Annotated in this window: 22 protein-coding genes; 11 read left to right on the top strand and 11 right to left on the bottom strand. The window is 60.6% G+C overall.

Features of this window, described 5'->3' with window-relative positions; translation table 11 throughout:
• The first annotated feature begins 84 nt into the window (after positions 1-84).
• The 3 genes from ABIE13_RS12115 (at position 85) to ABIE13_RS12105 (ending at position 2,598) form a co-directional block, all read left to right on the top strand.
• Positions 85-453, top strand: coding sequence for a MerR family transcriptional regulator (locus ABIE13_RS12115; protein ID WP_354443682.1), 369 nt, complete (start codon positions 85-87; stop codon positions 451-453).
• A gap of 125 nt (positions 454-578) precedes the next feature.
• Positions 579-1,904, top strand: a complete 1,326-nt coding sequence (locus ABIE13_RS12110) for a Glu/Leu/Phe/Val family dehydrogenase (protein WP_354443680.1) — start codon at positions 579-581, stop codon at positions 1,902-1,904.
• Between the two features lie 430 nt (positions 1,905-2,334).
• On the top strand, positions 2,335-2,598 hold the full coding sequence (locus ABIE13_RS12105) for a YkgJ family cysteine cluster protein (protein ID WP_354443714.1): 264 nt from the start codon (positions 2,335-2,337) through the stop codon (positions 2,596-2,598).
• 118 nt (positions 2,599-2,716) lie between these two features.
• Here the strand turns inward: ABIE13_RS12105 and ABIE13_RS12100 are convergent, their stop codons facing one another.
• Together ABIE13_RS12100 and ytfE are read right to left on the bottom strand one after the other, a co-directional pair.
• Positions 2,717-4,999 carry a nitric-oxide reductase large subunit gene (locus tag ABIE13_RS12100; protein WP_354443678.1) on the bottom strand — a complete coding sequence of 761 codons (2,283 nt, stop codon included), beginning with the start codon at positions 4,997-4,999 and terminating at the stop codon, positions 2,717-2,719.
• Between the two features lie 9 nt (positions 5,000-5,008).
• Positions 5,009-5,686 (bottom strand): iron-sulfur cluster repair protein YtfE, encoded by a 678-nt coding sequence (ytfE, locus tag ABIE13_RS12095; protein WP_354443676.1) that lies wholly within the window; start codon positions 5,684-5,686, stop codon positions 5,009-5,011.
• Positions 5,687-5,844: 158 nt separating this feature from the next.
• On the opposite strand from ytfE, the gene norR reads away from it, so the two are divergent.
• Together norR and gstA are read left to right on the top strand one after the other, a co-directional pair.
• Entirely contained in the window at positions 5,845-7,389 is a 1,545-nt protein-coding gene (norR, locus tag ABIE13_RS12090) for a nitric oxide reductase transcriptional regulator NorR (RefSeq protein WP_436278406.1), read from the top strand.
• A 354-nt stretch (positions 7,390-7,743) separates the two neighbouring features.
• Entirely contained in the window at positions 7,744-8,349 is a 606-nt protein-coding gene (gstA, locus tag ABIE13_RS12085; protein ID WP_354443674.1) for a glutathione transferase GstA, read from the top strand.
• Positions 8,350-8,382: 33 nt separating this feature from the next.
• Here gstA and ABIE13_RS12080 read toward each other — a convergent pair whose 3' ends face one another.
• Positions 8,383-9,600: a YbfB/YjiJ family MFS transporter gene (locus ABIE13_RS12080; RefSeq protein WP_354443710.1), complete on the bottom strand. Its 1,218-nt coding sequence runs from the start codon at positions 9,598-9,600 to the stop codon at positions 8,383-8,385.
• 88 nt (positions 9,601-9,688) lie between these two features.
• On the opposite strand from ABIE13_RS12080, the gene ABIE13_RS12075 reads away from it, so the two are divergent.
• Genes ABIE13_RS12075 through ABIE13_RS12060 form a run of 4 tightly spaced genes read left to right on the top strand, consistent with a single transcriptional unit; the run spans position 9,689 to position 13,430 of the window.
• On the top strand, positions 9,689-10,822 hold the full coding sequence (locus ABIE13_RS12075) for an alkene reductase (RefSeq protein WP_354443672.1): 1,134 nt from the start codon (positions 9,689-9,691) through the stop codon (positions 10,820-10,822).
• Positions 10,822-12,252, top strand: coding sequence for an MFS transporter (locus ABIE13_RS12070; RefSeq protein ID WP_354443670.1), 1,431 nt, complete (start codon positions 10,822-10,824; stop codon positions 12,250-12,252). The genes ABIE13_RS12075 and ABIE13_RS12070 overlap by 1 nt, the downstream gene beginning before the upstream one ends.
• A gap of 21 nt (positions 12,253-12,273) precedes the next feature.
• On the top strand, positions 12,274-12,519 hold the full coding sequence (locus tag ABIE13_RS12065) for an ATP-binding protein (RefSeq protein ID WP_354443668.1): 246 nt from the start codon (positions 12,274-12,276) through the stop codon (positions 12,517-12,519).
• Positions 12,519-13,430, top strand: a complete 912-nt coding sequence (locus ABIE13_RS12060; protein WP_354443666.1) for a LysR substrate-binding domain-containing protein — start codon at positions 12,519-12,521, stop codon at positions 13,428-13,430. Before ABIE13_RS12065 ends, ABIE13_RS12060 begins: the two co-directional genes overlap by 1 nt.
• 3 nt (positions 13,431-13,433) lie before the next feature.
• Here the strand turns inward: ABIE13_RS12060 and ABIE13_RS12055 are convergent, their stop codons facing one another.
• Positions 13,434-14,429: a tripartite tricarboxylate transporter substrate binding protein gene (locus ABIE13_RS12055; RefSeq protein ID WP_354443664.1), complete on the bottom strand. Its 996-nt coding sequence runs from the start codon at positions 14,427-14,429 to the stop codon at positions 13,434-13,436.
• A gap of 54 nt (positions 14,430-14,483) precedes the next feature.
• Positions 14,484-16,007 carry an argininosuccinate lyase gene (argH, locus tag ABIE13_RS12050; protein ID WP_354443662.1) on the bottom strand — a complete coding sequence of 508 codons (1,524 nt, stop codon included), beginning with the start codon at positions 16,005-16,007 and terminating at the stop codon, positions 14,484-14,486.
• 340 nt (positions 16,008-16,347) lie between these two features.
• Here argH and ABIE13_RS12045 point away from each other — a divergent pair, with 340 nt between their 5' ends.
• Both ABIE13_RS12045 and ABIE13_RS12040 read left to right on the top strand, forming a co-directional pair.
• Entirely contained in the window at positions 16,348-16,653 is a 306-nt protein-coding gene (locus ABIE13_RS12045) for a hypothetical protein (protein ID WP_354443660.1), read from the top strand.
• Positions 16,654-16,968: 315 nt separating this feature from the next.
• On the top strand, positions 16,969-17,751 hold the full coding sequence (locus tag ABIE13_RS12040) for an IclR family transcriptional regulator (RefSeq protein WP_354443658.1): 783 nt from the start codon (positions 16,969-16,971) through the stop codon (positions 17,749-17,751).
• Positions 17,752-17,779: 28 nt separating this feature from the next.
• Here ABIE13_RS12040 and ABIE13_RS12035 read toward each other — a convergent pair whose 3' ends face one another.
• The 6 genes from ABIE13_RS12035 to fghA all read right to left on the bottom strand — a co-directional run bounded on the left by ABIE13_RS12035 (position 17,780) and on the right by fghA (position 24,966).
• Positions 17,780-18,706 (bottom strand): fumarylacetoacetate hydrolase family protein, encoded by a 927-nt coding sequence (locus tag ABIE13_RS12035; protein WP_354443656.1) that lies wholly within the window; start codon positions 18,704-18,706, stop codon positions 17,780-17,782.
• Between the two features lie 31 nt (positions 18,707-18,737).
• Positions 18,738-19,706 (bottom strand): Bug family tripartite tricarboxylate transporter substrate binding protein, encoded by a 969-nt coding sequence (locus tag ABIE13_RS12030; protein ID WP_354443654.1) that lies wholly within the window; start codon positions 19,704-19,706, stop codon positions 18,738-18,740.
• A 46-nt stretch (positions 19,707-19,752) separates the two neighbouring features.
• Entirely contained in the window at positions 19,753-20,916 is a 1,164-nt protein-coding gene (locus ABIE13_RS12025) for a CaiB/BaiF CoA transferase family protein (RefSeq protein ID WP_354443652.1), read from the bottom strand.
• Positions 20,913-21,698: an enoyl-CoA hydratase/isomerase family protein gene (locus ABIE13_RS12020; RefSeq protein ID WP_354443650.1), complete on the bottom strand. Its 786-nt coding sequence runs from the start codon at positions 21,696-21,698 to the stop codon at positions 20,913-20,915. Before ABIE13_RS12020 ends, ABIE13_RS12025 begins: the two co-directional genes overlap by 4 nt.
• Before the next feature lie 446 nt (positions 21,699-22,144).
• Positions 22,145-22,345, bottom strand: coding sequence for an IPTL-CTERM sorting domain-containing protein (locus ABIE13_RS27525; protein WP_436278405.1), 201 nt, complete (start codon positions 22,343-22,345; stop codon positions 22,145-22,147).
• 1,787 nt (positions 22,346-24,132) lie between these two features.
• Positions 24,133-24,966 carry an S-formylglutathione hydrolase gene (gene fghA / locus ABIE13_RS12010; protein WP_354443646.1) on the bottom strand — a complete coding sequence of 278 codons (834 nt, stop codon included), beginning with the start codon at positions 24,964-24,966 and terminating at the stop codon, positions 24,133-24,135.

Below are 24,966 nucleotides of genomic sequence, written 5' to 3'. Positions count from 1 at the left end.
TCCACGCTCATTCTCCTGTTCCTTGATAAGGTGAGGAATCAAATGTAGAGTGTCGACCTAACTCTATAGTCAAGCGGTATTTTCATGAGAATCGGAGAACTTGAGACCCGCAGCGGCGCCAGCCGCCATACTTTGCGTTACTACGAGCAAATTGGCCTGATCTCGCCGATGCGACGAACTAACAACTATCGCGTTTACACGGCGCAGACTCTGCAGGATCTGAACTTTATCCAGCGCGCGCAAAGCATGGGTTTCTCGCTTGGGGAAATAGGCCAGATTCTGAATGCGCAGCGGAACAAGATGATCGATTGTGCTGATGGCGCCAAGCTCATTGAAAAGAAAATGGCAGAAATCAAACAGAAAATCGCCGACCTCAAAAGCATTTATCGGTATCTGGATGAAGAGCGTGCAAACCTCGCCGGGTGTCCAACCCGGTTGCGGTTTGCGCCTTGATTGCGGCTAGCCAGTGCCGCACGCGGGGGTGAATTTAGTGTTAACACGCCCTAGCATCCTCAGTGCTTACCCTAGAGTTCGTCTACGCAGGTAAGCTCAGGGTCTCAATCATGAGGAGAAGCCTGATGGCCATCAAAAAACCCGCCGCAAAGACCCCTGCGGCGCCTAAAGCGCAAACTCACGCGCTGCCCTCTTACCTGGATCACCAGCACCTAGGCCCCTGGGGTGTATATCTCCAGCAGGTCGACCGGGTGACGCCCTACCTTGGCCACCTGGCTCGCTGGGTGGAAACGCTCAAACGCCCCAAGCGCGCCCTGATCGTCGACGTGCCGATTGAAATGGACAACGGCACCATCGCCCACTTTGAGGGCTACCGCGTGCAGCACAACGTCAGCCGCGGCCCCGGCAAGGGCGGCGTGCGTTTTCACCAGGACGTGACTCTCTCTGAGGTGATGGCACTGGCGGCATGGATGTCGGTCAAGAACGCCGCTGTCAACGTTCCTTATGGTGGCGCCAAGGGTGGCATTCGGGTCGACCCCCGGAATCTGTCGCAAGGCGAGTTGGAGCGCATGACCAGGCGCTACACCTCGGAGATCGGGATCATCATCGGCCCCAATAAGGACATTCCTGCCCCAGACGTCAACACCAACGAAAAGGTGATGGCCTGGATGATGGATACCTATTCCATGAACACGGGCGCCACCGCCACGGGCGTGGTCACCGGCAAGCCTATCGATATGGGTGGCTCGCTGGGCCGACGTGAGGCGACAGGGCGTGGCGTATTCACAGTCGCGGTAGAGGCCGCAGGACAGATCGGCCTGGGCATAGAAGGTGCGCGTGTCGCGGTGCAGGGCTTCGGCAACGTGGGCGGCATAGCAGGCAAACTGTTTGCCGAAGCAGGCTCACTGGTAGTGGCGGTGGAAGACCACACAGGTGGCATCTGCAACGACAAAGGCCTGAACGTTCCGAAACTGCTGGAGCATGTGGCCAAGACAGGTGGCGTAGCCGGGTTCAAGGGCGGTGAAGCTTTGCCGCTGGGCGAGCTGTGGGGCTACAAGTGCGATATCCTGATTCCTGCGGCTTTGGAAGGTCAATTGACGAAGGCCAACGCCGGCAAGGTCAAGGCCAAGATGGTCATTGAAGGCGCCAACGGCCCCACCACGCCAGAGGCTGACGATATCCTGGGCGACAAAGGCATCCTGGTCGTACCAGATGTGATCGCCAATGCCGGGGGTGTAACGGTGAGCTACTTCGAATGGGTGCAGGATTTCTCCAGCTTCTTCTGGAGCGAAGATGAAATCAACCAGCGCCTGGTGAAGATCATGAAAGATGCGTTTGCCACCGTCTGGCAGACGGCGCAGCAGCACAAGGTGAGCTTGCGCACGGCCACGTTCATCGTCGCCTGCACGCGCATTCTCCATGCTCGTGAGCTCCGCGGACTGTATCCCTGACCCCCCCTGAGGCGCTTACGCGCCTTCCCCCCCAGGGGGACGCAGTCAGCGGCCGGGCAAAGCCCGCTCCGCGACTACTCACGAATGGCCTGCTCCGCGGCCTTTTGATGGGGACCCTCTCACTCCTGCGGGAGAGGGTGTTTTCAAACGTCGCTTGCGACTGATACGTGTAGGGCCGAGCGAAGCAATGGCCCGAGTGAGTGTCCCACCCCTCTGGACGTGCTGAGCAGCGCAGGGCGAGGGGCCGGCCATCCGGGGGCGGACCACCGGAGCGCCGGCCGAAAGAAGGTGGCTGCGCTGCCGGGCGCACTCCCCGGCCTCCGACCGTAATTCAACAACAGAAGCACAAATACGAAGACTATGATCTCAGGCCACGCCCAGGCTTCATGCGACCGCGAGGCAGCGGAATTTTGAAATGATAACTGCCACTATTTCTTGCAGACCACGATGCGGGGCGTGCTGCATCGCACCTTCCATCAGCTCAGCTATTCCAGGCATGCCACATGGCAAACCAGCAGGCGTGCCATGCATACAACTGGATGAGAACTTCGGGTGCCGGATTTTCGGACAGCCCGAGCGCCCGGCGGTATGCGGAGGGTTGCAGCCCTCCCTCGAAATGTGTGGCGACAAGGACGATGATGGGGTTCACGCCATGCACTTCTTGGAAAGCCTGGAGAGAGCCACTGCCAGTTGAGGTGACGCAGCCGTAGGCGAGCCAGGCAAGACCAGCCAAAGAAAACCCCCTTGCCTTTGAGACAAGAGGGACAGAAGCCAGGCCGGAATGAACCGGCCGTTGATCCTCCAGAGCCTTCTTAGCGGCCGATACCCGGAGCCAGTTGCTGTGAATGGCCAACGCTCCCTTTCCCCGCAAGTCCCAATACGACCTGCCAGGCCATGGCCACGGCGCCAACGATGAAGACAACGTCGCCAAAGGTGCGGATCCAGCGCAAGGTCTGCAACAAAGGTTGTTGCATGAACTCTTCGCTGCGGGCGTACCACAGACCTTCCGAAACGCTGGCATGGAACTGAATCACGCCGATAGGCAGCAGGCTGGTGGCGATCATCAAGAACAGGCCGCCGTTGAGGCCCCAGAAAGCTATTCTCATCAAGCCATCGCTGAACACCATATTTGGACGCACATAACGCAACACCATCAGCGTAAAGCCCAGAGCCAGGAAGCCATAGACCCCGAACAGCGCGGCATGTGCGTGAACCGGCGTCGTGTTGAGACCCTGGATGTAATAGAGCGCGATCGGCGGATTGATCATGAATCCGAATACGCCAGCACCCAACATGTTCCAGAAGGCCACAGCCACGAAGCAGGCCAGAGGCCATTTGAGCTTGGCCATCCACGGAGCACGGCTTTGGAGACGCGAATTCTCCCAAGCCTCGTGGCCCAACACGATCAGCGGCACGACTTCAAGCGCGCTGAACGCGGCGCCAACAGCCATCACCGGTGTGGTGGTGCCCGCAAAGTACAGGTGGTGGAACGTGCCTGGAATGCCGCCGAGCAAAAACAGCGATGCCGAGGCCAGGCTGGCCGAGGTCGCCATGCTGCGCGAGACCAGTCCCATACTGCTGAACACAAAAGCCAGCGCTGTGGTGGCGAACACTTCGAAGAAGCCTTCCACCCACAGGTGCACCACCCACCAGCGCCAGTACTCCATGATGGAGAGATGGGTACGTTCACCGTAGAACAGGCCCGCGCCATAGAAAAGACCGATTGCACCCACTGAAGCGGTGAGCAGTGCCAAGAGGTTCTTGTCTTCCTTGTTGCGTGCGAAAAGTGCGGGCAACACGCCGCGCAGCATCAGGACCAGCCAAAGCAAGATACCTACCCATTTAAGGATTTGCCAGAGCCGGCCCAGATCCACATACTCATAACCCTGGTGGCCCAGCCAAAAACTCCACTCGGTCGGGATCTTGTGTGCAATCGCCAGATAGTTGCCCACGAAGGAGCCCACGCAGACGAAAACCAACGCCCAGAAAAGCACGTCTACACCAAGCCGCTGAAACTTGGGGTCCTTTCCCCCGTTGATGACAGGCGCCAGGAACAAGCCGACAGCCAAAAAGCCCGTTGCGATCCAGAACAAGGCGCTTTGGATATGCCAGGTGCGGGTCAGCGCATAGGGGAACCACTGCGAGACGTCGACGCCGTAGAACTTCTGCCCTTCAATGGTGTAGTGCGCCGTGAAACCGCCGATGAACACTTGAAACACAAACAGCGCCACCACCAGGAACAGGTATTTGCCCAGTCCCCGCTGAGAAGGTGTGAGTGCAAAGGTGGTCAGAGGGTCTTGCCTAGGGGCATCGGGTAAGGATTCGTCGTGCTTGCGCAAGAATGACCAGCCCCAGATCAGAAAGCCCACGCCGGACAACAGCACCACCACGCTGACGATAGACCACACCACATTTTCACTGCTAGGGGTGTTGCCGATAAGCGGCTCGTGTGGCCAGTTGTTGGTATAGGTGACCTGGCTGTTGGGCCTTTCGGTGGCAGCTGCCCAAGCAGTCCAGAAGAAAAAGTGCGTAAGCTGCTCGCGCCGCTGGGCACTGGGCAGCGTGTTCTCTTTCATTGCAAAGCTCTCTCGGCTTTTCTGGAACGCAGGGGCGTCGGAGAAAAGCTGCTCGTAATAGACGGCAGTTTGCGCCATGGCTTGGGCGCGCCGCTCGCTCACAACCAAATTTTCACTCTGGTCCACCGCGTTCCTGCGGTATTCGGCTTTGAGTTCGGCGCGCAAAGCGCCCTGCTGCCCTTCAGTCAGGTGCGCATAGGGCTTGCCGTGGCGTTCCTGGGCACCCAGGTCAAGCCAGGCTATGAGTTCGCGGTGCAGCCAGTCCGCAGTCCAATCGGGTGCCTGATAGGCCCCGTGACCCCAGATGGATCCTAATTGCATACCCCCTACCGACTGCCAAGCCGTCTGGCCGTCGAGAATGTCCTCCCGCCCGAACAGGACCTTTCCGTCGCTGCTCGACACCTGCGCGGGAATAGGCGGTGCCGAGCGGTAGATGTCCGCTCCAAAGTAACCCAGCACAGAGAACATCACGATGCATAGCGCGATCAGTGTGAACCAGTGTTTCTTGTATGGACCCACGTTGAACTCCTAGTGAATCTGCGCGGGCGCAAAGCGCTCGAACAGGATGTTGTTTTCGGTATGGATGTGCGCCATCAGGTCTTCACGGAAAGTGCGAAGCCCCAGGTACAGTGCGCGCCAGGTATTGCAGGCATCACGCGGCGTGGTGATGTCATTGGTCAGTTCGGCGAGCTTACGCAACTCCTCCCCGTGGCTTTCATGCTCCATGCGCATGACGCTTATGGGCATGTCAGCCCGAACGCCCTGCCCTTGCGAAATCATGGGAAACAGCACCAGTTCTTCCTTGCGCATATGGCTTTCCAGCTCCAGTGCCATGGCCTCCAGATGATCGGCCAGACCAAGCGGGCAGTTCGGCCGATCACCATGTACATGCTCGACTCGGCGCGCCAGGCGTACAAGTTCCGGCAGCTGCTCACGATGCACGGCGTGGTAACGGGTGAGAATGTGATCCACCAACTCCAAGTCCGTGGCCTGGCTCCAGTCGCGGTCGGCCTGTTCGCCAATGCGTAGTTGAAGTACGTGCAATTCATGGACGATGGGCTCGCTGTCCAGGCCGGCCTCTTGTGCGGCCCTGCGCAAGGTGCGATTGCCTGCGCAGCAAAAATCCAGGCGATGCTGATCAAACAGACGTGTCGCGCCTGGAATGCGACGGGCCAATTGACCCAATGATTGATCCAGGTAACTCATGGTGTGGCTCCTTCTGCACTGTTGATTGAACTATGAAGTGATCAAAGCAAACACCGGACCAGAAAAAACTCACTACATTTCAATTACTTATAAATTTAAGGGTAAAAAATACCCTATAAAATAAGGGTTAGATTCACCATTTAAGGGTAAATATCACCATACGCACGATTCACGCCCTTCTGCTGGCAGATCTGGCCAGCGAATTGCCCATGGCGGTCCGCCAGCAACGTCTGGTTGAAACGCTGCGCCTGCACTTTCGCTGCGGCGCAGTGGCCCTGCTGCAACTGGACGGCCATGGTGAGCTGTTACGGCCCATTGCGGTGGACGGTCTGGTCAATGAAGCCTTGGGCCGGCGATTTGTCATCAAGGAGCATCCGCGCCTGGCTGCCATCCTCCAGCGCCGAGAGGTGACCTGTTTCCACCATGACAGTGGGCTGTCGGACCCTTATGACGGACTGCTCATTGAGCGCACCGGCCAGCCGCTTCATGTCCATGATTGCATGGGCGTGGGACTGGACCTGGAAGGCCAGCGTTTTGGCGTGCTGACTCTGGACGCGCTCACTATAGGCACGTTTGACGTCGCCGCACAGCGGGAGTTGGCACAGCTGCTGCCGCTGATAGAAGCTGCAGTGCGTGTATCGCGGCTGGAGTCTGCGCTACGAGCGTCGCACCACTCTGGCGCTGTTGCAGCTGAGCGTTCGCCCAAGGGGGAAGAAGGGGAGATCCTGGGCCATAGCGAGGCCATGTCGCGCCTGCTCAATGAGCTGCAAGTGGTGGCAGATAGTGAGCTGCCAGTGCTGCTGCTGGGCGAGACGGGTGTGGGCAAGGAGATGTTCGCCCACCGGTTGCACAGGCTTTCGCGGCGGGGGGCCCGTGCATTGGTGCACGTGAATTGCGCGGCATTGCCTGAGTCTCTGGCGGAAAGCGAGTTGTTCGGGCATGTGCGCGGGGCATTCTCCGGCGCCGTAAGTGATAGACCTGGCCGCTTTGAGGCCGCTGAGGGGGGCACGCTGCTTCTGGACGAAGTCGGGGAACTGCCATTAGCCATTCAAGCGAAGCTGCTGCGTGTCCTGCAAAACGGGGAAATCCAGCGCCTGGGGACGGATCGTCCACGCAAGGTGGATGTTCGCGTGATTGCGGCCACGAACCGCAATCTGCGCGAACAGGTGGCCGAAGGAAACTTCCGAGCCGACCTGTACCATCGCTTGTCGGTCTACCCTATCCCTATTCCACCCCTGCGCGATCGCGGCAATGATGTACTGCTCCTTGCCGGGCGTTTTTTGGAATTGAATCGAGCACGCCTGGGTCTTCGCAGTCTGCGCCTTTCCACCGGCGCAGAAGAGGCGCTGCGCCGCTACCGCTGGCCTGGCAATGTCCGCGAGCTGGAACATGTCATTAGCCGCGCCGCCCTGAAGGCTTTGAGCCGGGGCGCCAAGCGGAGCGACATCGTGACGCTGGAAGCCGATCTGCTTGACCTCGACGACGCAGCGCCGCTGTCCTCAGCAGAAGAAGCCAAACCGTCCAAGCCCAATGAGCGGCAATTGCCCCTGCGCGAAGCCGTGGAAGCCTGTGAGCGGGCATGCATACGGACTGCGCTTGAACGCCATGACGGAAACTGGGCACGCGCAGCGAAGGGTCTGGGTATGGATGCAAGCAACCTGCATAAACTCGCACGGCGGCTGGGGATGAAACTCACGGCCTGATCTTCAAAGCTTCGCTGTCGTGGGCATTCGGATCGCGCCTGGGACAAAAAATGCCGAGCAGGAGCTCGGCGGTCCCAGGGGGATACCGAATACCCAGACAACCAGTGGAAGTCCGTGCGCGAAGCCAGGCCCCTGCAAGGTTGCCCAGTGTTTGATACCCTGTGGACCGCAGCCTATCTGTGCGTGGGCGGCAGAAGGACGCTCGCTGCGAAGCGCGATAGGACAACCCCACCCGCGGCTTGTTGATCGCCTGCCTCGGACCGGTGCCTTCTACCGTCCATGCCTGGAGCCTGAGAGGCCGACAGCCTCCGGGATCTGGACATTGAAATCAAAACCTCAAAACCAGGGAACACCATGAAGCTTTATTACTCTGCTGGCGCTTGCTCGCTCTCTCCTCACATCGCGCTGGAAGAAGCCGGCCTGAAGTACGAGGCCATTTCCGCTCCCACCAAGACCAAGATACTGCCCGATGGCAGCGACTACCGCAAAGTCAACCCACTGGGCTACGTGCCTTACCTGGTGCTCGACGACGGTACCGGATTCAGCGAAGGCCCTGCCATTGTTCAGTACATCGCAGACCAGGCACCAGAGAAAAATCTGGCTCCAGCCAATGGCACGGTCGCGCGCTATAAGTTGCAAAGCTTGCTGAATTTCATCGGCACGGAAGTCCACAAGAACTTCAGTCCCATGTTCAACCCCGCCTCTTCCGACGACACCAAGCAGGCAGCCAAGACCAAGGTACTGGAGCGGCTGCAGCACGTCGACGGCCTGCTGGCCAACAAGGCCTATCTGACGGGTGACACCTTCACTGTGGCCGATGGTTACCTCTTCACTGTGACCAACTGGGCCAAGCCCTTGAACATCGATCTGTCGGCACTGAAGAACCTGGTTGCATTCCGCGAACGTGTGGCAGCACGGCCAGCAGTGCAGGCCGCCATGAAGGCCGAAGGCTTGATCTAGGAACCTAGGTAGCCCGTGCGTCAGACGGCGGAGCTACCTCTTTCCCAGGGGCACCTGTCTCCAGGCCAGCAGAGCGCCAACCCACAAGACAAGCGCTGAATACAGCAGACCTCTTGACAGTCCCCCTGCTCCGTCCGAGACCCAGCCGACGACGGTGGGTCCTACGATCTGACCGAAAGCAAACAAGATCGTGAAAGCGCTGATCCCTGCAGGCCACTGCGGCGCAGGCAGGTTGTGGCGTACGAAAGCCGTGGTGGACGCTACGACAGACAGGAACACCCCGCCGAATAACAAACCAGACGCCAGAACCACCGGCCATGCGCTGGTGAGTGCTGGCAAGATGGTCGCCACCCCTAACAGGCCGTTGAGCAGGGCCTGAGCGCCTCCGCCTTTTGACCTGTCAAGCAAGCCTGCCCAGATGCGCCCCGAGGCCACGACCGCCAACCCCAGGAGGGCGTAGAAAACGGTGATGGCGCCTTCGTCAACACCGCGCTCCCGGAGCAAGGCGATCACAAAGGTCATGTACCCGATGTAGCCCACCCCAAACAGCGTGTAGCCACTCAGAATAGGCATCATCGATTTCCAGGGCAATGAAGAGGGGGCTTGGGCTGAACCTTGCTTTTCCGGAACATCAACGGGTGGGGGCGCGCTGCGCAGTACCCGGGCAGGCCAAACCAGAATGGCCGTGCCGATCAGACAAGCCAGCGCCAGTCCCCACCATGCCCATGCCCAACCATGCGGCACCCCCTGGGCAGCCTTCAGCACTGCAGGAACCCCCAGTGCCGACACCACAATGCCCCAGCCCGTACCGCCGTACACCACGCCCAGCAGCAGGCCTGAATGCTGGGGCGCCTGCGCCCCCAGACGAGCAGCCATCAACCCACCCGACACAAACATGAATGCGCTGGCCACGCCAGCCAACAAGCGTTGCAGCAACAGCGGCCAGGCGTCCGTGAAAAACCCCGAGGCGGCCATGAAACCGCTGGTCAGCAGCGCGCCAGACAGAAGCACAAACGATGAGCCAAAGCGCCGGATCAGCACAGGGGTCAACAGCGCTCCAATCAGATAGCCCGCTGCGTTGGCTGTGTTCATGGCGCCGGCCAAGGTGTAGCTCCACCCCAGGTCGTCCCGCATCACCGGCAGAAGAAGCCCATACGCAAAACGCGCGACGCCCAGGGACACGGCGGCGCCAAAAGACAACGCTATTGCAATCAGAAGAAGCCTGCGCAAAGGCAGAGCGGTGGTGGCCATGTTGTCTCCATTGTCCAGCAGCAAACGCCAAGGTGGCGCAAAATGCAGAACTCCTTTTTCGCCATTCTCCATCTCGAGCGACCCCGGCATGAAATCCAAGCTGTTCACACCTACTCAAGTTGGTGCCATTGAAGTGGCCAACCGCATTGTCATGGCGCCTCTCACGCGCAACCGCGCGCCGGATGCGATTCCCACACCCACCATGGCCGAGTACTACACGCAGCGTGCAGATCCGGTCACGGGTGCCGGCCTGATCATTACTGAAGCGACCGCCATCACCGCCACCGCCCAAGGCTACGCCGATGTGCCTGGCCTGTACGGCTCTGATCAACTGGATGGCTGGAAGAGGGTCACACAGAGCGTGCACGACGCCGGCGGGAAGATCGTGTGCCAGCTGTGGCACGTGGGCCGCGTGTCGCACACCGCCCTGCAGCCCAACAATGAACCCCCTGTGGCACCTTCTGCCATTCGTGCGCATACCAAGACCTATCTGATCGACGAGCAGGGCAAGGGCAGTTTTGCGCCCACCAGCGAGCCCCGCGCGTTGCATCGGCAGGAGATCCCCACCATCGTGCACGAGTTTGCTGCTGCGGCGCGCAACGCGGTTCAATCCTGTGGCTTCGATGGCGTGGAAATCCACGGAGCCAATGGCTACCTGCTTGACCAGTTTCTCAAAACGGGCGCCAACCACCGCCAGGACGACTACGGCGGCGGCATTGAAAACCGCGCCCGTCTGATGCTGGAGGTTACCCGCGCGGTAGCGGACGCAGTAGGCCACGGCCGTGTAGGCATCCGACTCTCCCCCGTGACGCCTGCCAACGACATTGTCGATGAAGATCCGCAGCCGCTTTTCGATTACCTGATCCGCCAGCTGGCCCCCTTGGGCCTGGCCTACATTCACGTCATCGAGGGTGCCACCGGAGGCCCGCGTGAGGTTGATGGCCGCCCCTTCGACTACGCTGCCCTTCAATCAGCTTACCGAGAGGCCGGCGGGCGAGGCGCCTGGATGGTCAATAACGGCTATGACGCTACCTTGGCCAATGAGGCCCTGGACAGCGGCAAGGCCGATCTGGTGGCCTTCGGCAAGTCTTTCATCAGCAACCCGGACCTGGCCGAACGCCTGCGCCGCGGCGGCCCGTATGCCGAGGTGGACAAGGCGACGATGTATGGCGGCGGCGCGCACGGCTATACCGACTATCCCACGCTGGCTGCCACTTCCTGATGTCAGGGGGCACTCAGGCCAGCCCGCCTTGCAAGCAGGACGGGCTGCCTCAACCGCAGCGCCGACACGCCGTCCTGGTGATGATGCTGGGGCTGATGATCTCCGTGCTGGACACCAGCATCATGAACCTTGCGCTGCCCGATATTGCGCGAGATCTCAACTCCACGGCAGCGCACTCCATCTGGGTGGTCAACGCCTACCAGATCGCCGCCCTGGCCTTGTTGCTGCCGTTTGCCAATCTGGGCGATCTGCTCGGTTATCGGCGTGTGTACCTCAGTGGCATGGCCTTGTTTACGCTGGCTTCCGCGCTGGCCATGTGCGCACCCAACCTGGGTGTGCTGATTGCGGCGCGCGCATTGCAAGGCGTGGGAGCCGCCGGCGTGATGAGCGTGAATACGGCGCTGGTGCGCATGATCTACCCTTCCGCACAGTTGGGGCGCGGGGTCGCACTCAACTCCATGGTGGTCGCCACGGCTTCTGTGGCCGGCCCCTCGCTGTCCGCAGCCATTCTTTCGGTGGCCTCATGGCCCTGGTTGCTGGCCCTGAACCTGCCGCTCGGGGCGTTGATCATCACGCTCGGCTTGCGCGTGCTTCCGCCCAACTCGGCAGCCGCCGCGGCGGGCTCACGCATTGCCCCGCTGGATGTGGTGTTGAACATACTGATGTTCTCGCTGGTGTTCATCGGCGTGGATCGCCTGGGTGTGGCCGGCGGTGGGGGCGGAAAAATCCCGCTCGATGGGTTGGCCATGCTGGCTGCCGGTGTCGCGGTGGGCGTGCTGTATGTATGGCGGCAGAGAAACCTGGTGGCACCGCTTTTCCCGGTCGATCTGCTGCGGCTGCCGATCTTCGGCTTGTCCATGTGCGGATCGGTCTGCGCCTTTTGTGCGCAGATGCTGTCCTATGTGGCGCTGCCATTCATGCTGCTCGAAAGCTATGGTTTCACGCATCTGAAGTCGGGCCTTCTGATCTCCGCCTGGCCTCTTGCGATTGTGGTCACGGCACCCATAGCAGGCCGATTGATAGGCCGTATTCCCGATGGTCTGCTGGGCGGCGTAGGCATGCTCTTCATGGCCAGCGGATTGGCACTGCTGGCGGGCTTGCCGTCATCGCCTTCGGATACGGACATTGCCTGGCGCATGGCCCTTTGCGGCATGGGGTTTGGCCTGTTCCAATCGCCCAACAACCACACCATAGTCACTTCCGCGCCGCGTCATCGCAGCGGTGCCGCCAGCGGCATGCTGGGCACCGCCCGCCTGACCGGCCAGACCGTGGGCGCTGTATTGGCGGCCTTCATATTCAGCATGTGGCCTCCGCACGACGGTACACAGGGCCCGGTCATCGCGCTGTCGCTGAGCGCAGTCGCGGCTGCGGTGGCGGCCATCTTCAGCGTCTTGCGCGTGCGGCAGATGAAACCAGCCAGTGGCTCATGACGGGACATTTTGAACTGCACCATGCCTCGCGTCCGCCGCGCCCTGCCCTCCGTTGATGCAGATCGATGCACCGGCTGCGGATGGTGCGTGGCCGTGTGTGAGCCCCGCGTGCTGTCTCTGCACGTCACGGGCTGGCGCAAGTCTTCCACCCTGGATGACCCCGCAGCATGCACGGGGTGTGCGCTCTGCGCGGTGCGTTGCCCATTCGACGCTATTCGCATGGTGCGCGTGCCAGAGAAGCCAAGCAGTTTTCAGGTGAAGCGTTGATGCAAATGCGCGGAGTCAAGATTCGCCATTTGAGACTGGTGGAAACGCTGAGCAACGTGCAAAACCTGTCGCAGGCCGCCGAGCGCCTGCATGTCTCTGCAGCCGCGGTATCCAAGGCGGCGGCAGAATTGGAAGAAGTCTTTCAGGGACCCGTATTCGAGCGCGGCCGGGGCTGGCTGCGTCTCACGCCTCTTGGCGAGACCATCCTGGCCAGCGCCCGCGCGATCAACACCGAACTCGACAACCTCTCTGATGCCGTGGACGGCCTGCACGGGGGCTACCGTGGGGAGTTGGTGATTGGTACCAAGGCGGTCTCTCTGCACCCCTTCCTGGCGGCCACGATCGCCGCGTTTGCGCAGTTGCACCCCTTGGTGCGGATCAGGCTCGTAGACGGCAGTGCCGAGCATCTGCAAGACCAATTGAAAAAAGGGCACATACAGCTGCTATTCGCACGCCTGAGTGCCGATATCGTCCAGTCCGGCCTGCGCACGGCGCCTATTCTGAGTGACGATGTGGTGCTGGTAGCCAGCCATGACCACCCCTTTGCAAACCAGGCCCGAACAACCTGGCGCGAACTGGTGTGCCAACGCTGGTGTCTGCCCGCTTCCGGCACCTTGATGCGCGATCATCTGGAGCAAATTCTTCACACCCGGCGTCTGGGCCTTCCGCGGGAATATGTGGAGACCAGCGACATGACCATGGTGGGCCCGCTGTTCACGCTGGGCCACTATGTGACCATCGTGCCTGGCAGAGTAGCCAGACAGCATCTTGCGCCGCCCATAGGTGCCCTCTTGCCCATGGCCGTGCCACCCGTGCGGGATGCGGTGGGCATCATCTGGAATGACGCCCTGCCCCTGCGGCCGGCAGCCCTGCACTTTTGCCGACTGGCGTTAGAACGAACAGAGCTTTAAGTCTTACTCGAAACGGATTTTCTTCTCCCGAATCAGATGGCCCCATTTCGCCAGATCTTCCTTCACCCGGCGATCCTGGATATCCAAGCCTCCCAGCAGGGGTTCGTAGCCTTGGCGGCGCAAGGCCTGCTGCACCTTGGCATCGCTTAAAGCGCCTTGCAATGCCCCATGAAACCTGCTGATGATGGCCGGTGGCAAGCGAGCCGGCCCCACCATGGAGAACCAAACGGTGGCGTCGTAGCCTGGATAGCCCTGCTCGGCTACCGTGGGGACATTGGGCAGCGAGCTTGAGCGCTTGGGCGAGGTCACGGCCAGCGCACGCATGCGTCCTTGCTCGATGAATGGCAGGGCGGTGCCGGTAGAAGCGAACAACATGGGGATCTGCCCGCCGACCAGATCCGTCGCCGCCGGCGCACCACCGCGGTAAGGCACGTGCACCAGCTCGGTACCCGTCATGACCTGGAACAGCTCACCAGCCAGATGCGCAGAGCCCCCCATGCCAGACGTACCGAATGACAGCGTCCCCGGCTTGGCGCGAGCCATCTTCACCAGGTCTGCGAGATTCTCCACCGGCAGCGAGGGGTGAACGGCGATGACCGAACAGCCTTCGCACACCATGCCCAACGAGGTGAAGGCTGTCAGAGGGTCATAGCCGACCGCCTTGCCATTCGGCAGGATGGTCATGGGCCCGCTGTCGGTAATGTGCAGGGTGTAGCCGTCTGGCGCTGCCTTAGACGCGAGCGCAGCGGCCACAGTGGCACCGGCGCCCGGTTTGTATTCGAATAGGAGGGGCTGGCCCAATGTGGCCTGCAGTTTGGCCTCGATGGGACGCGCCACGCCGTCCGTGGCGCCCCCGGTGTTGTAGCCCACCAGCATGCGAATGGGCCGTTCGGGCCAGGCAGCAGCCTGCGCGGCACCCGCCCAGCCCAACACACCGGTACCCAGGAGCGGGGCATAGGCAGAGGCGCGCAACATGTGGCGACGAGAAACGTTAAACATGGAAATGTCTCCTTGATGTCATTGAATCAGTTATGGGGGGTGCAATGCACTGGACTAGAAAGCAAGGAGCGCATCAATGCCCCGCTCCAGCGCCGCCTGTGCCTGCTGCTGGCGCATCAGCGTGGCAGCCAGCCAGCGCTCGTCTTCGGCGAGCGCTGTCTCGTGCATGACCAAGGCTTCTCGAACCCGCTCGGGCGCCGGCCCACCCGGCAACTTGTGCCGCCCGACAGATGCCGCGGGGTCCATGGCAGAAGCCAGAACGTCTGCTGGCAACTGGATGTCGCGCCCGAAATGCGCGCGTGCCGCCTGATCCACCAGCGCCGTGTTGATCTGTGAGGGCGACAAGCCCGCATCAAGGGCGAGTCGCACCGTGATCCCGGTGATCTGATGGGCCGCCCGCCACGGCACATCGGCATGCCGAACGATGGCTGCCGCCAGATCGGTGGCCGTGGCCCAGAAAGCGCCTGCGCGCTCGCGCATGCGCTCTTTCCGCACGTTCAGGGTCTTCAGCACGGCGGTCATGAGGGGGAGCGCGGACGCCATCTCGTCGTAACCACGCCAGGCATCCGACATGGAGCGGACCCATTCGAACACCGGAACAGTCGATGGGTTCTTGTGCACCATCACCGTACTCACCAGATGGCCCGTGCACACAGCGACCATGCCCTTGAGGCATTCGAGCGCATTGGGGTTCTTCTTCTGCGGCATGATGCTGCTCGTACCGCAGAAACCGTCAGCGCATTCAACCAAGCCGAACTCCGGCGAAGACCACAGCATCAGGTCTTCCGCCAGGCGGTTGAAATTGCCGGCCAGCAGCATGGTGAGCGTATGGGCTTCGATTTCGATATCGCGCCCCCAGACGGCATCCCGCGTGTTGAGCGCCAGTCCATCGAAGCCGAGCAAGCCGCCCACCCGTTCCCGGTTCAGAGCGAACTCCGAACCGTTCAAGATGGCAGCACCTGCCGGGCTCAGGTTCAGGCGAACATAGTATTGGCGAAGGCGCTCCGCATCACGATCGAATGCACTTGCCCATGCCAGCAGGTAGTGGCCGAAGGTATCAGGCTGAGCATGCTGCAGATGGGTGCTTCCGGGTATCACGGTGTTCACATGCTGGGCAGCCAAGTCATGCACCACGCGGCGCAACGCATTCAATTGCCCGGCGATGCGCAGCAGCTTTTCGCGCAAGGTATAGCGAAAGGACACCGTCAGCAGATCGCCAGAGCTGCGTCCCAGGTGCATTTTTCCGGCGATCTCTCCACCCAGCGCCTGGGTCAGCAGTGCCTCACCGGAATGCATATGTTCTGCTGTGGCCGCCCGTGCCGCCATGGCTCCGCCGCTCTGGCTCTCCAAAGTGCGCAACACGCGCAACATCGCCGCCGCGTCTTCTCGTGGCAGAAGCGCCTCTTCGGCGAGCATCACGATATGGGCTTTATCGAACGCATGAAAGGCGCCCAGTTGAGGCCGCATGCGTGCGTACTCTCCCAGTACAGATTCATCAGGGCCGGGCAGACACACATCGGCCAACTCTGGGCGCACGGCTTCACTCAAACGCACATTCGCGGCGCGGTAAACAGACATCGGATTCCCTGGAGCTTTATAAGAACGAGCGAAGTCTAGGAACTTCGGCTTGAAAGCAAAAGCGAAATAAATTCGTCGCTGTTTAACCAAAAGTTAATATGGGCCCAGCAGTGTGCGCGCCTGAGCGCCCCCGGCACAAGGCGCTTGCTTCGTGCAGAGCGTTTTCACAATACATACACCCCGTGCCGCTTGCGGCTAGGCAGCACTCATCATTACAACTTCAACGTTTCAGACCACCATGTAACCGGCTCAGGTGGCAGACTGGCATCGTGTTCAACACCTGAAAGGGTTCTCCCTGATGACCAACCGACGCATGCGGCATCTTCCCGCAGTCTTGTTAATGACCACAGCACTTGCCTGGAATTTGCCTGCTTTAGCGCAAACCGGCACCACCGGCAATTCACAAACGCCACCACCCGCAAGCGCAGGCACCCCACAGGGTGGCGGCTTGGCCCCTCAGGGTTCTGGCACTGGCCTTGGTGTCAACCCGGCACGCCCAGCACCGGGCAGTGTGAACAGCAACGGCCTGCCCGCGGACTTGACACCCGCCATGCCACCAGCAAGCCAACCCCGTACGGCGCCATCCATGCGCCCCGGCCAAGGTCCAGGCACCACGCCTAATCCGCCGCCTACTCAGCGACCTTGATAGTGTTCTCTACAGTCTTCGCAAACTAAAACTTGTCTTCATGACAAGTCTGACGCCCGGCCCTCTGGACCGGGCGTTTTTTATCCCCTTGGCAAATCGCGCACAGAGGGTAATGTGCTCGCCTGTCCCAAACTGCCAATGCAGGACTGGTTGTCATAGCCCGGCGCAGGGTTCAACCTCAGCGCATAGCCCATGAGGGCATCAGCTCCCAGGGCACTGCCAATCAGGAGAATGCCTGCAGAAGCCAGGGGAGTACCATCTCTATCTCGCGGTTGAAGCCTTGCTTTTCGCCTCTCCCTGCTAATCCATTTGCCAATGCCCGGCCCCGTCAAATCAGCTCAACGTGTCGTTGAAGTCTTCGAGTACTTTGCACAGCGGCGCGCCCCCGCCACCTTGTCGCAGGTCGCCGCCGGCCTCGACTTCCCACCGTCGAGCACCTTCGCCCTGCTGAACACGCTGCGCGACCTGGGCTACCTCGACTACTCGCGCGAAGATCGGACCTATGTGCCAACGGTTCGTGCGGCATTGCTGGGACTGTGGGTAAACGATGCGCTGCTGGCCGATGGCACGGTGGTGCGGCTCATGTACAAATTGCGCGACGAAACCGAATGCACCGTCACACTGGGCATACAAAGTGGCTTCCAGGTCCAGTACATCCATGTGGTGAAGGGCGGAGCGGTGGCTGGCATGACGGATGTCCTGGCGGGCGCCACCCGCCCACTGTTGAGATCTGCAATGGGCCAGGTGATTCTGGCGCTCAAGCCTCGCGCGGAACTCCGCGCGCTGGTAACGCGCATCAATGCCGAAGACTCGTCGCGCCCACCGGTTCGCTTCAACGAATTGGTCACCAAGCTCGATGAGTGCCGGGAACGCGGATACGCCTATAGCGAAGGGATCGCAACCCCTGGGTCGGGCACCATCGCCATGCTGCTGGCCGCACCAAGGCACCAACCGCCTATGGTGCTGGGCCTTGCCGCCCGGATTCCTGCGCTGCGTGCCCATCGCGAACGGTACCGGGCAGCGCTGGCCCAGGTGGTGCAAGTCCATCGCGAGCACATGGAGCAACTGCCACAGACGTTTTCGGCCCCGCAGCGCTGACGGCGCGCAAGGGCCTGCGGCCCATGAATCAGGACACGGCTCGAACAGTGTTACGCAACACCCCCACCCCCTCGACACGGCATTCGACCACGTCCCCATCGGCCAGGAACTGGCGCGGCTCCATGGCATAGCCCACACCCGATGGGGTGCCGGTGGCGATCACGTCTCCCGGTTCGAGGGTGAGACCCGCCGATAGCGATTCGATGGTCTCCGGAATCCGGAAAATCATGTCACCTGTGCTGGCATCCTGCCGCACTTCACCATTGACCGAAAGTTCGATACGAAGCGCGTGAGGGTCAAGGATCTCGTCCGCCGTGACGATCCACGGCCCCATGGGACAGCTGGTGTCCAGGCCTTTGCCTTTGAACCATTGATCATGACGGCGCTGTAGATCGCGCGCAGTCACGTCATTGACGATGGTGTAGCCGAATACGTGCCCCAGCGCATCTCCCGCCTGGATATCGCGCCCGCCCCGACCGATCACAACCGCCAATTCCACCTCATAGTCGAGCCGCCGGGTCACACGTTCGTCATAGCGAATGTCGGCACCGTCCCCAACGATGGCCGTATGCGGCTTGGTAAAGAACTGTGGGTACTTCGGCAGTTCGGTCTTCTGATCTCGTGACACGTTGTCCTCGCGGATGTGTTCCGCGTAGTTGCGCCCAAGACAAAAGACATTTTTCGGCGGGCGTGTCATCGGAGCCAACGGTTGGCCCTCACCATCGGCAATACGTGAGCGCGCCAGCAACTCTGCATCCATGGCCACGGTTCTCAGCGCGTCCAACGCGGTGTCACCGGCGGCGATCAGGTCCAGCAACGAAAAGCCGTGCCGCGCCAATCCTTCGCGTTCAAGAAACGGTGCCCCGGCGAGTGCCTCTTGAAGGTCGTGCGCCGCACCATTGACAAAGAGGACTGGCACCTGTCGGCCACCACGTAGAAATGTCCCTAGCTTCATTGATCCTCTCCCTTGGTTATATCGGTGTGCTTCATTCGGGTTTCATCCCCGCCGCGTCAGCGACGCGCTTGAAAGTATTGATCTGGTTGAGCTGAAATTCACGCATGCTTGCTGTGCTGCGCAAAAGGAGATCAGACCCAGCGCGACGCGCAAAGTCTTTGCCCTCGGGCGAAGACATGATCTTCTGCACCTCGCTCGCAACCCGGTCCGCGATCGCATCCGGCACATCTGTTCTGACCATGATTGCCGACCAGCCATAGACCACATATTCGGGATAGAACTCCTTCAGCGCAGGCACGTTCGGGAAATCCGGGTGGCGTTGTTCACCTGTCACGGCCAGCAGCCGCAGCTGTCCTGACTTGACCAGCGATGACATGGAGGTCACGCCGTCCATCGCCACATCGATCTGCTGGCCGGCAAGATCGGTGTTCATCTGGCCCGTTGTCCGGTAAGGCACATACGTGAACTTGATGCCCGCCAGATTGGAGAACCATTCGGTCGCCAGTCGGTAGCCAGTGGCGAAGTTGCCATAGTTGAGCTTGCCCGGATCCTTCTTCGCCGCTGCCACCAATTCCTGCCAGGTCTTGATGCTGGATTGCCCGGATACAGCGATACCCAGCATGCTGCGGCCAATACCCGCCACGGGTTTGAAATCCTTGAGCGGATCGTACGGCATGTCCTTGATCAACACTGCGTTCACTGCCAGGTTGGTCCAGCTGCCCAAGACCATGGTGTAGCCATCCGCTGGCGCATTCTTGGCCTGCATCATGCCCAGACGACCGTCGGCACCGGGGAAATTCTCCACCGTGACTGACCGACCCAATGCGGTCGATAAGTGCTGCGAGATGAAGCGGGCCGATGTGTCGCTGGTGCTGCCTGCAGCGAATGGCGACACCATCCGGATCGGCCGCGAAGGCCAATCACCGGTTTGGGCCTGCGACGCCGTAGTAGCCAGCAGCATCCAGGCCGCTGTGGAATAAATGAGCTGTCGTCTTTGCACGTTTGTCTCCTTCAAGTTTTTTGGTTGGCAGCCTGGCGGCTGCAGATCAGCGACCAACGGACTCGCCCAGTTGTGCGAGAACCTCGGCGGTGTGCTCTCCAAGGCGCGGCGGCCTGGTCGGCGGGGGCACGGCGTTATGCATGGCGATGTAGCCGGGGCCGAGCACCTGGATCGGCGTCCCATCCGGCAACTCGCTGGCGAGCTTCAGTGCACGACCATCCAGATGCGGATGCACCAGCGCGGTGGGCAAGTCGCGGACAGCGCTGGCTGCAACGCCCCGGTCAGCAAAGAGCGCTTCCCATTCCAGCGCGCTGCGCGGCGCAAGCGCCGCGATCACTTCATCGCGCAACGCTACGGCGTTCTGTTGACGAGCCAAACGATCGGCGAAGCGCGGGTCCGTCATCAAGTCTTCTCGCCCGAGCGCAGCTGCCAGCTGGGCGAATTGCTCCTGACGCACGACACCCAGCGTGATCTCGCCATCGCCCGTTGGAAAAGTGTCGGCGGTCGGCGAATTGCTGTACCCCAGATTTCCCTGTTTGCGCGGCCGAACGCCGCCCGCAAGACACGGACCGGCCACTGAGATCATCATGTTCATCGCTGCATCCAGCATGGCGACGTCCAGGTACTCGCCCTCCCCGGTGCGCTCTCGGCGGAGCAAGGAGGTAGTGATCGCGTGGGCAGCCAGCACGCCGGTGAAGGTGTCGACGATGGGAAAACCCACGCGCATGGACGGGCTGCCTGGCTCACCGGACAAAGTCATGAGACCCGACATGCTCTGAATGATCTGATCGATGGCAGGATTGCCACGCAAGCTGCCGTTCTGCCCGAACCCGGAAATCGAGCAATACACGAGATCGGGTCGCAATGCCCGGCACACCTCGTAGCCCAAGCCCAGTCGCTCCATCACTCCGGGTCGGAAGTTCTCGACCACGACATCGGACTGCGCCACCAACCGGCGCACGCTCTCGATGTCAGACGCTTTCTTTAAATCGAGCACGACGGAGCGTTTGCCCGCGTTCACCGAGGCAAACGAAGGGCTGACCGCATCCGCGTGCGCGTGTCCGGAGTAATGGCGCATGGTGTCGCCTGTCGCGGACTCGACCTTGATCACATCAGCGCCCTGCAGCGCGAGATGGTAGGTAGCGATCGGACCGGACAACACATGGGTGAAATCGAGGACGCGAACACCCTCCAGCGCGCGCGTACTCATTCGACCACCTTGGGATAGGCGCCAGTGAACGCGGGCTCGCGCTTCTCGACGAATGCGCGCTTGGCTTCGCGACCGTCAGGCGTCAAACCGAGATAGCGCTGCATTGGCCCGCCTGCTTCCATATGCCCGGAGAAGCCCGCCGAGTCCAGCAGCAGGTTGCAAGCAGTCTTGGTGTAGCGAAGCGCAAGCGGCGGCAGCTTCGCAAGTGCCTGCGCGTACTCGTCCACAGCGGCATCCAACTCCTGCGCGCCAACTACCCGGTTAATCAAACCCCATTGCTCAGCCTGCTGCGCGCTGATTCGGCGGCCCAGTAGCGTCAACTCAAGCGAACGAGCGCGTCCTACGGTGAACAGGAAGGCACCGCCGGCGTGATTGCCCGCACGGATTTCTGGCATCTGGAAAAAGGCCGTGTCGACCGCGACGACCAGATCGCAAGCCGTAGCCAGATAGCAGCCACCACCGATGGCCGGTCCATTGACCGCCGCAATCACCGGCTTGAAGTTGCGCTGGATCCGCTGGCGCGCCATGGTGTTCCAGCGACCATAGGCATCAATGGCCTGCGCATCTGCTGAGCGCGTAAAGCTCAGGTCCTGCCCAGCACTGAACATGCTGCCCGCACCCGTCAGGATGGCACAGCGACAATCCGGGTCGTCTTCGACCTCGGTAAATGCCTGTACCAGTTCCTTGAACATGTCGAGGTCATGCGCATTGCGCACCTCCGGACGGTTCAGGACGACGCGCCACACCGGCCCGTTCTTTTCGACGATCAAACTCTTGAACATAGTCGTGTCTCCTTGAAGAACGAGTATGTCGGTCGACCCAGACTGTCAGCAATGCTCTCAGGGCCATCTTTCACATATGCGAAAGACTTTTCATGAATGAGAAAAGTGAAGACGCTCGTGCGTCCAAGGCATCCAACAGGATTGGCCGCGTGGTGATCAATTCCGGGACGATGAGAGGAACGGTCACTGGGCCGGAGGGACCATCCTGGCGGGCGTCAAAAGCCCGCTTGTTTCGCAGCAAGATCCATGACGACATCTGCGAGATCATCGACCATCGTCTTTTTTCGGACGGCGGAGCTTGTTGTGTACTTGCTTGCCAAAAATACGCCGGAAATCTGAGCACGCAAAAACAAAGGGAGCCTCTGCAAAACCGATCGTTGAGGGGTTTTGCAGAGGCTCCCTAGGAGCCACTTGCGCCAAGCGAAAGCCTGGCGCAAGTGTTGCTATCAGCGTGCGCTGCGGTTGCGACGACGCAGAGCCAGGGCACCTACGCCGGCGCTCAGCAAGCCCAGCAAGCCCAGACCAGCGACGTCCAGCGTCGGCACAGCCGTGGGTGTCGCGGCGACGGGTGGCGTCACGACGACGGGGTCCACGCCCGTGCAAGTGGCTATCACGTCGAACTGGGCGATGGCTGCCAACGCACACATACCTCCGCTGCAGCTATTGTTAGCTTCCAGACCATCGACCATAAAGCCAATGGTGTTTTGACCACGTGCAAAACCGGCGATGTTGGGTGTAGCCACCACGGGTGAATATGCCGTGTAAATATTGGGGAGGTACTGACCACCATAGCTGGCTGTACCGCCTGCGGGCAGCACGTAGACGGAGTTTCCATAGTTGTCAAATCCAAACCGACCCTCGAGCTTGATGCTGGCCAAATCAACGTTGTTGCCCACGTTGATGGGTTGGTTCATCACGAACGTCGACCCGTTCACGCCACCGTTGGATTGTCCAGTGGCTGCGGGATACGGCACGCCCGGAATGTCGCTACTTGCAGGATCCGTTGTGCCCGGGCTGATCCAGCGAGCGGTGGTCGCGTCTGTGCCTGTGAGCGCTGTGGGGTCAAAGTAGTCGCGAAAGCGGTAGCTGTCGAACAAGGGTTGTTCAACGTTTTCCAGCTGGCCCGCGTTGGTACGCCAGGTCCACTTCCAGTCGCGTGCGTTGGTGGTGAACGGGCCGATGCGGACCGTGTCGCCTGCGACGTTACCCGCAGGGCACATCAAGGCCGTGGTGGGCTGCGGTGCAGGGGCACCCAGACAGTCGGCTGTGATCTCGAAGTCGGCGATCACGCCCGTGACGTTGCTGGGGCTTGTGTCTGCAGAGGCAAAGTTCCGAATGGCGAAGCCAATCGTGTTGTCGCCGTAATAAAAACCCAGCCCGGTCGCGTCGCCATCCAGCGAAATGAGGGTTGGGGCTGCGTCGTTCTCCATGCCCGCGCCAGAGCCAGCAGTGGTGCGAACCCAGTTGGTGGCGTTGGTGGCGCTGGCGGGCGTGCTGTCTGGCTTGACCAGGAACAGGGCGTAATTGTCAAAGCCACCCGTTCCCCGGATCTTGATGGAAGACAGGTTAACGTTGTTGGCAATGGTGATTTTTTCGTTGTAGGTGAAGGACACCCGTCCTGCCACCAAAGCGCCATTGGCGACAACGCCATCGGTGATAACGGACGGACTCTCGCCGAACGAAATCCAGTCGCCCTGAATGGGCCCAGTCAGGTTGGACCCTGACAGCTCACTGGCCTCGGGAAGGTGATTGGTCGTGGTTTTGTCCAGCCATCCCCCAACCCCGCCAGTCCATTGGTAATCGTCTCTCAGCGGGACAGCCGCCCCTTGGGGAGCACTGGCATAGCGTGCATCAGCAGACCAGGTATCTTTAGCGGTGTGGATGCGAAGCGGTGTGCCACAGGTCAGATTGGCGGCCTGCACACTGCCCATGCCGATAAACCCGATGCCCAGCACCAAAGCCAGTGCAGAGGTTGTTTGGCTCAGGCGGGTCCTTCGACGAGCCGATCGTGTAAATGTCATTAGATCCTCTTCCTCGGAAGCTAAAAGATCAGTCGCCAAGCGTTTGCGAAATGCTGTCGCTTGCGAAACTGAACTAGAAAAACTTACTTTTGCTTTTTCCCCCAGATCAAAGTCTCAGCAACGCCCCTTTTAAAAAAGCATCACTGACAGCATCGACATGGCGCCACAGGTTTTTAATGGAAAAAGTGAACTTACGTTTTTGATTAATTGACTGTTTTTTTGCTTTATTGCAAATAACCTTAACGAATTTCTTAGCGAGTTACGAACTAAATCCCGCAGCCCGTCATCGAAGACCGAGTTCCACCACACAGCGCCCAGGCGCTGCACTCACTGCCTGACCGTCTCCCCCAAAAAAAAGCCCCCTTTCGGGGGCAGCGGAACTCGCGAAACGAGAGGTCTTGAGGCCGTTTGTATCAACCTGCCAAGGCGCGAGCATGGTGCGCGATATGCTCACCAATGAAGCTGGCGATGAAGTAGTAACTGTGGTCGTAGCCTGGCCGCAGGTTCAATGTCAGTGAGTAGCCGGCCTTTTCGCAAGCCGTGCGCAGCAATTCCGGCTTGAGCTGATCTGCCAGAAACTCATCGGCTCCGCCCTGATCTACCAGCATTGGAAGGCGCTCCTGGCTCTTGGCGATCAAATGAACTGCATCGTGCTCGCGCCACACAACTGGGTCGTCACCCAGATAAGCAGCAAAGGCTTTCTGTCCCCAGGGCACGCTGGCCGGTGCCACGATGGGAGAGAAGGCCGATACGCTGCGGTAACGGCCCGGATGGCGCAGCGCCAGTGTCAAGGCGCCATGCCCGCCCATGCTGTGGCCGGAAATGCCGCGCGCATCGGTCACTGGGAAATGCTGCTCTATCAGCTTGGGCAGCTCATCCACCACGTAATCCTCCATGCGGAAATGGCTGGCCCACGGCGCCTGGGTCGCATTGAGGTAAAAGCCCGCCCCCTGCCCCAGGTCATAAGCGGGGTCATTGGCCACCCCTTCTCCGCGCGGACTGGTGTCTGGCGCCACCAGAATCAAACCATGCTCTGCCGCGTACTGCTGAGCACCCCCCTTGGTGATGAAATTCTGCTCGGTACAGGTCAAGCCTGAAAGCCAATACAGCACAGGGCATTTCTGCCCCGCCACGGCTGCAGGGGGCAGATAAACGCCGATTTTCATCTCCGTGCCTGTACTGGTGCTGGTGTGTTTCCAGACCTCCTGGCGGCCGCCGAAACTGGCGTGGTTTTCAATTCGAAGCAT

This window comes from Ottowia thiooxydans (assembly GCF_040548795.1).
Classification (GTDB): Bacteria; Pseudomonadota; Gammaproteobacteria; order Burkholderiales; family Burkholderiaceae_C; genus Ottowia; species Ottowia thiooxydans_A.
Note: the sequence above shows the minus strand (reverse complement) of the source record. Positions and strands in the feature narration are given on the sequence as shown.

Coding starts and splice junctions, on each gene's coding strand:
- gstA (WP_354443674.1), top strand. CDS start 7,744: ATGAAGCTTTATTACTCTGCTGGCGCTTGCTCGCTCTCTCCTCACATC.
- ABIE13_RS12040 (WP_354443658.1), top strand. CDS start 16,969: ATGCCCGGCCCCGTCAAATCAGCTCAACGTGTCGTTGAAGTCTTCGAG.
- ytfE (WP_354443676.1), bottom strand. CDS start 5,686: ATGAGTTACCTGGATCAATCATTGGGTCAATTGGCCCGTCGCATTCCA.
- ABIE13_RS12070 (WP_354443670.1), top strand. CDS start 10,822: ATGTCAGGGGGCACTCAGGCCAGCCCGCCTTGCAAGCAGGACGGGCTG.
- ABIE13_RS12045 (WP_354443660.1), top strand. CDS start 16,348: ATGACCACAGCACTTGCCTGGAATTTGCCTGCTTTAGCGCAAACCGGC.
- fghA (WP_354443646.1), bottom strand. CDS start 24,966: ATGCTTCGAATTGAAAACCACGCCAGTTTCGGCGGCCGCCAGGAGGTC.
- ABIE13_RS12035 (WP_354443656.1), bottom strand. CDS start 18,706: ATGAAGCTAGGGACATTTCTACGTGGTGGCCGACAGGTGCCAGTCCTC.
- ABIE13_RS12080 (WP_354443710.1), bottom strand. CDS start 9,600: ATGGCCACCACCGCTCTGCCTTTGCGCAGGCTTCTTCTGATTGCAATA.
- ABIE13_RS12065 (WP_354443668.1), top strand. CDS start 12,274: ATGCCTCGCGTCCGCCGCGCCCTGCCCTCCGTTGATGCAGATCGATGC.
- ABIE13_RS12060 (WP_354443666.1), top strand. CDS start 12,519: ATGCAAATGCGCGGAGTCAAGATTCGCCATTTGAGACTGGTGGAAACG.
- ABIE13_RS12025 (WP_354443652.1), bottom strand. CDS start 20,916: ATGAGTACGCGCGCGCTGGAGGGTGTTCGCGTCCTCGATTTCACCCAT.
- ABIE13_RS27525 (WP_436278405.1), bottom strand. CDS start 22,345: ATGTGTGCGTTGGCAGCCATCGCCCAGTTCGACGTGATAGCCACTTGC.
- ABIE13_RS12055 (WP_354443664.1), bottom strand. CDS start 14,429: ATGTTTAACGTTTCTCGTCGCCACATGTTGCGCGCCTCTGCCTATGCC.
- ABIE13_RS12020 (WP_354443650.1), bottom strand. CDS start 21,698: ATGTTCAAGAGTTTGATCGTCGAAAAGAACGGGCCGGTGTGGCGCGTC.
- ABIE13_RS12110 (WP_354443680.1), top strand. CDS start 579: ATGGCCATCAAAAAACCCGCCGCAAAGACCCCTGCGGCGCCTAAAGCG.
- ABIE13_RS12075 (WP_354443672.1), top strand. CDS start 9,689: ATGAAATCCAAGCTGTTCACACCTACTCAAGTTGGTGCCATTGAAGTG.
- argH (WP_354443662.1), bottom strand. CDS start 16,007: ATGTCTGTTTACCGCGCCGCGAATGTGCGTTTGAGTGAAGCCGTGCGC.
- ABIE13_RS12115 (WP_354443682.1), top strand. CDS start 85: ATGAGAATCGGAGAACTTGAGACCCGCAGCGGCGCCAGCCGCCATACT.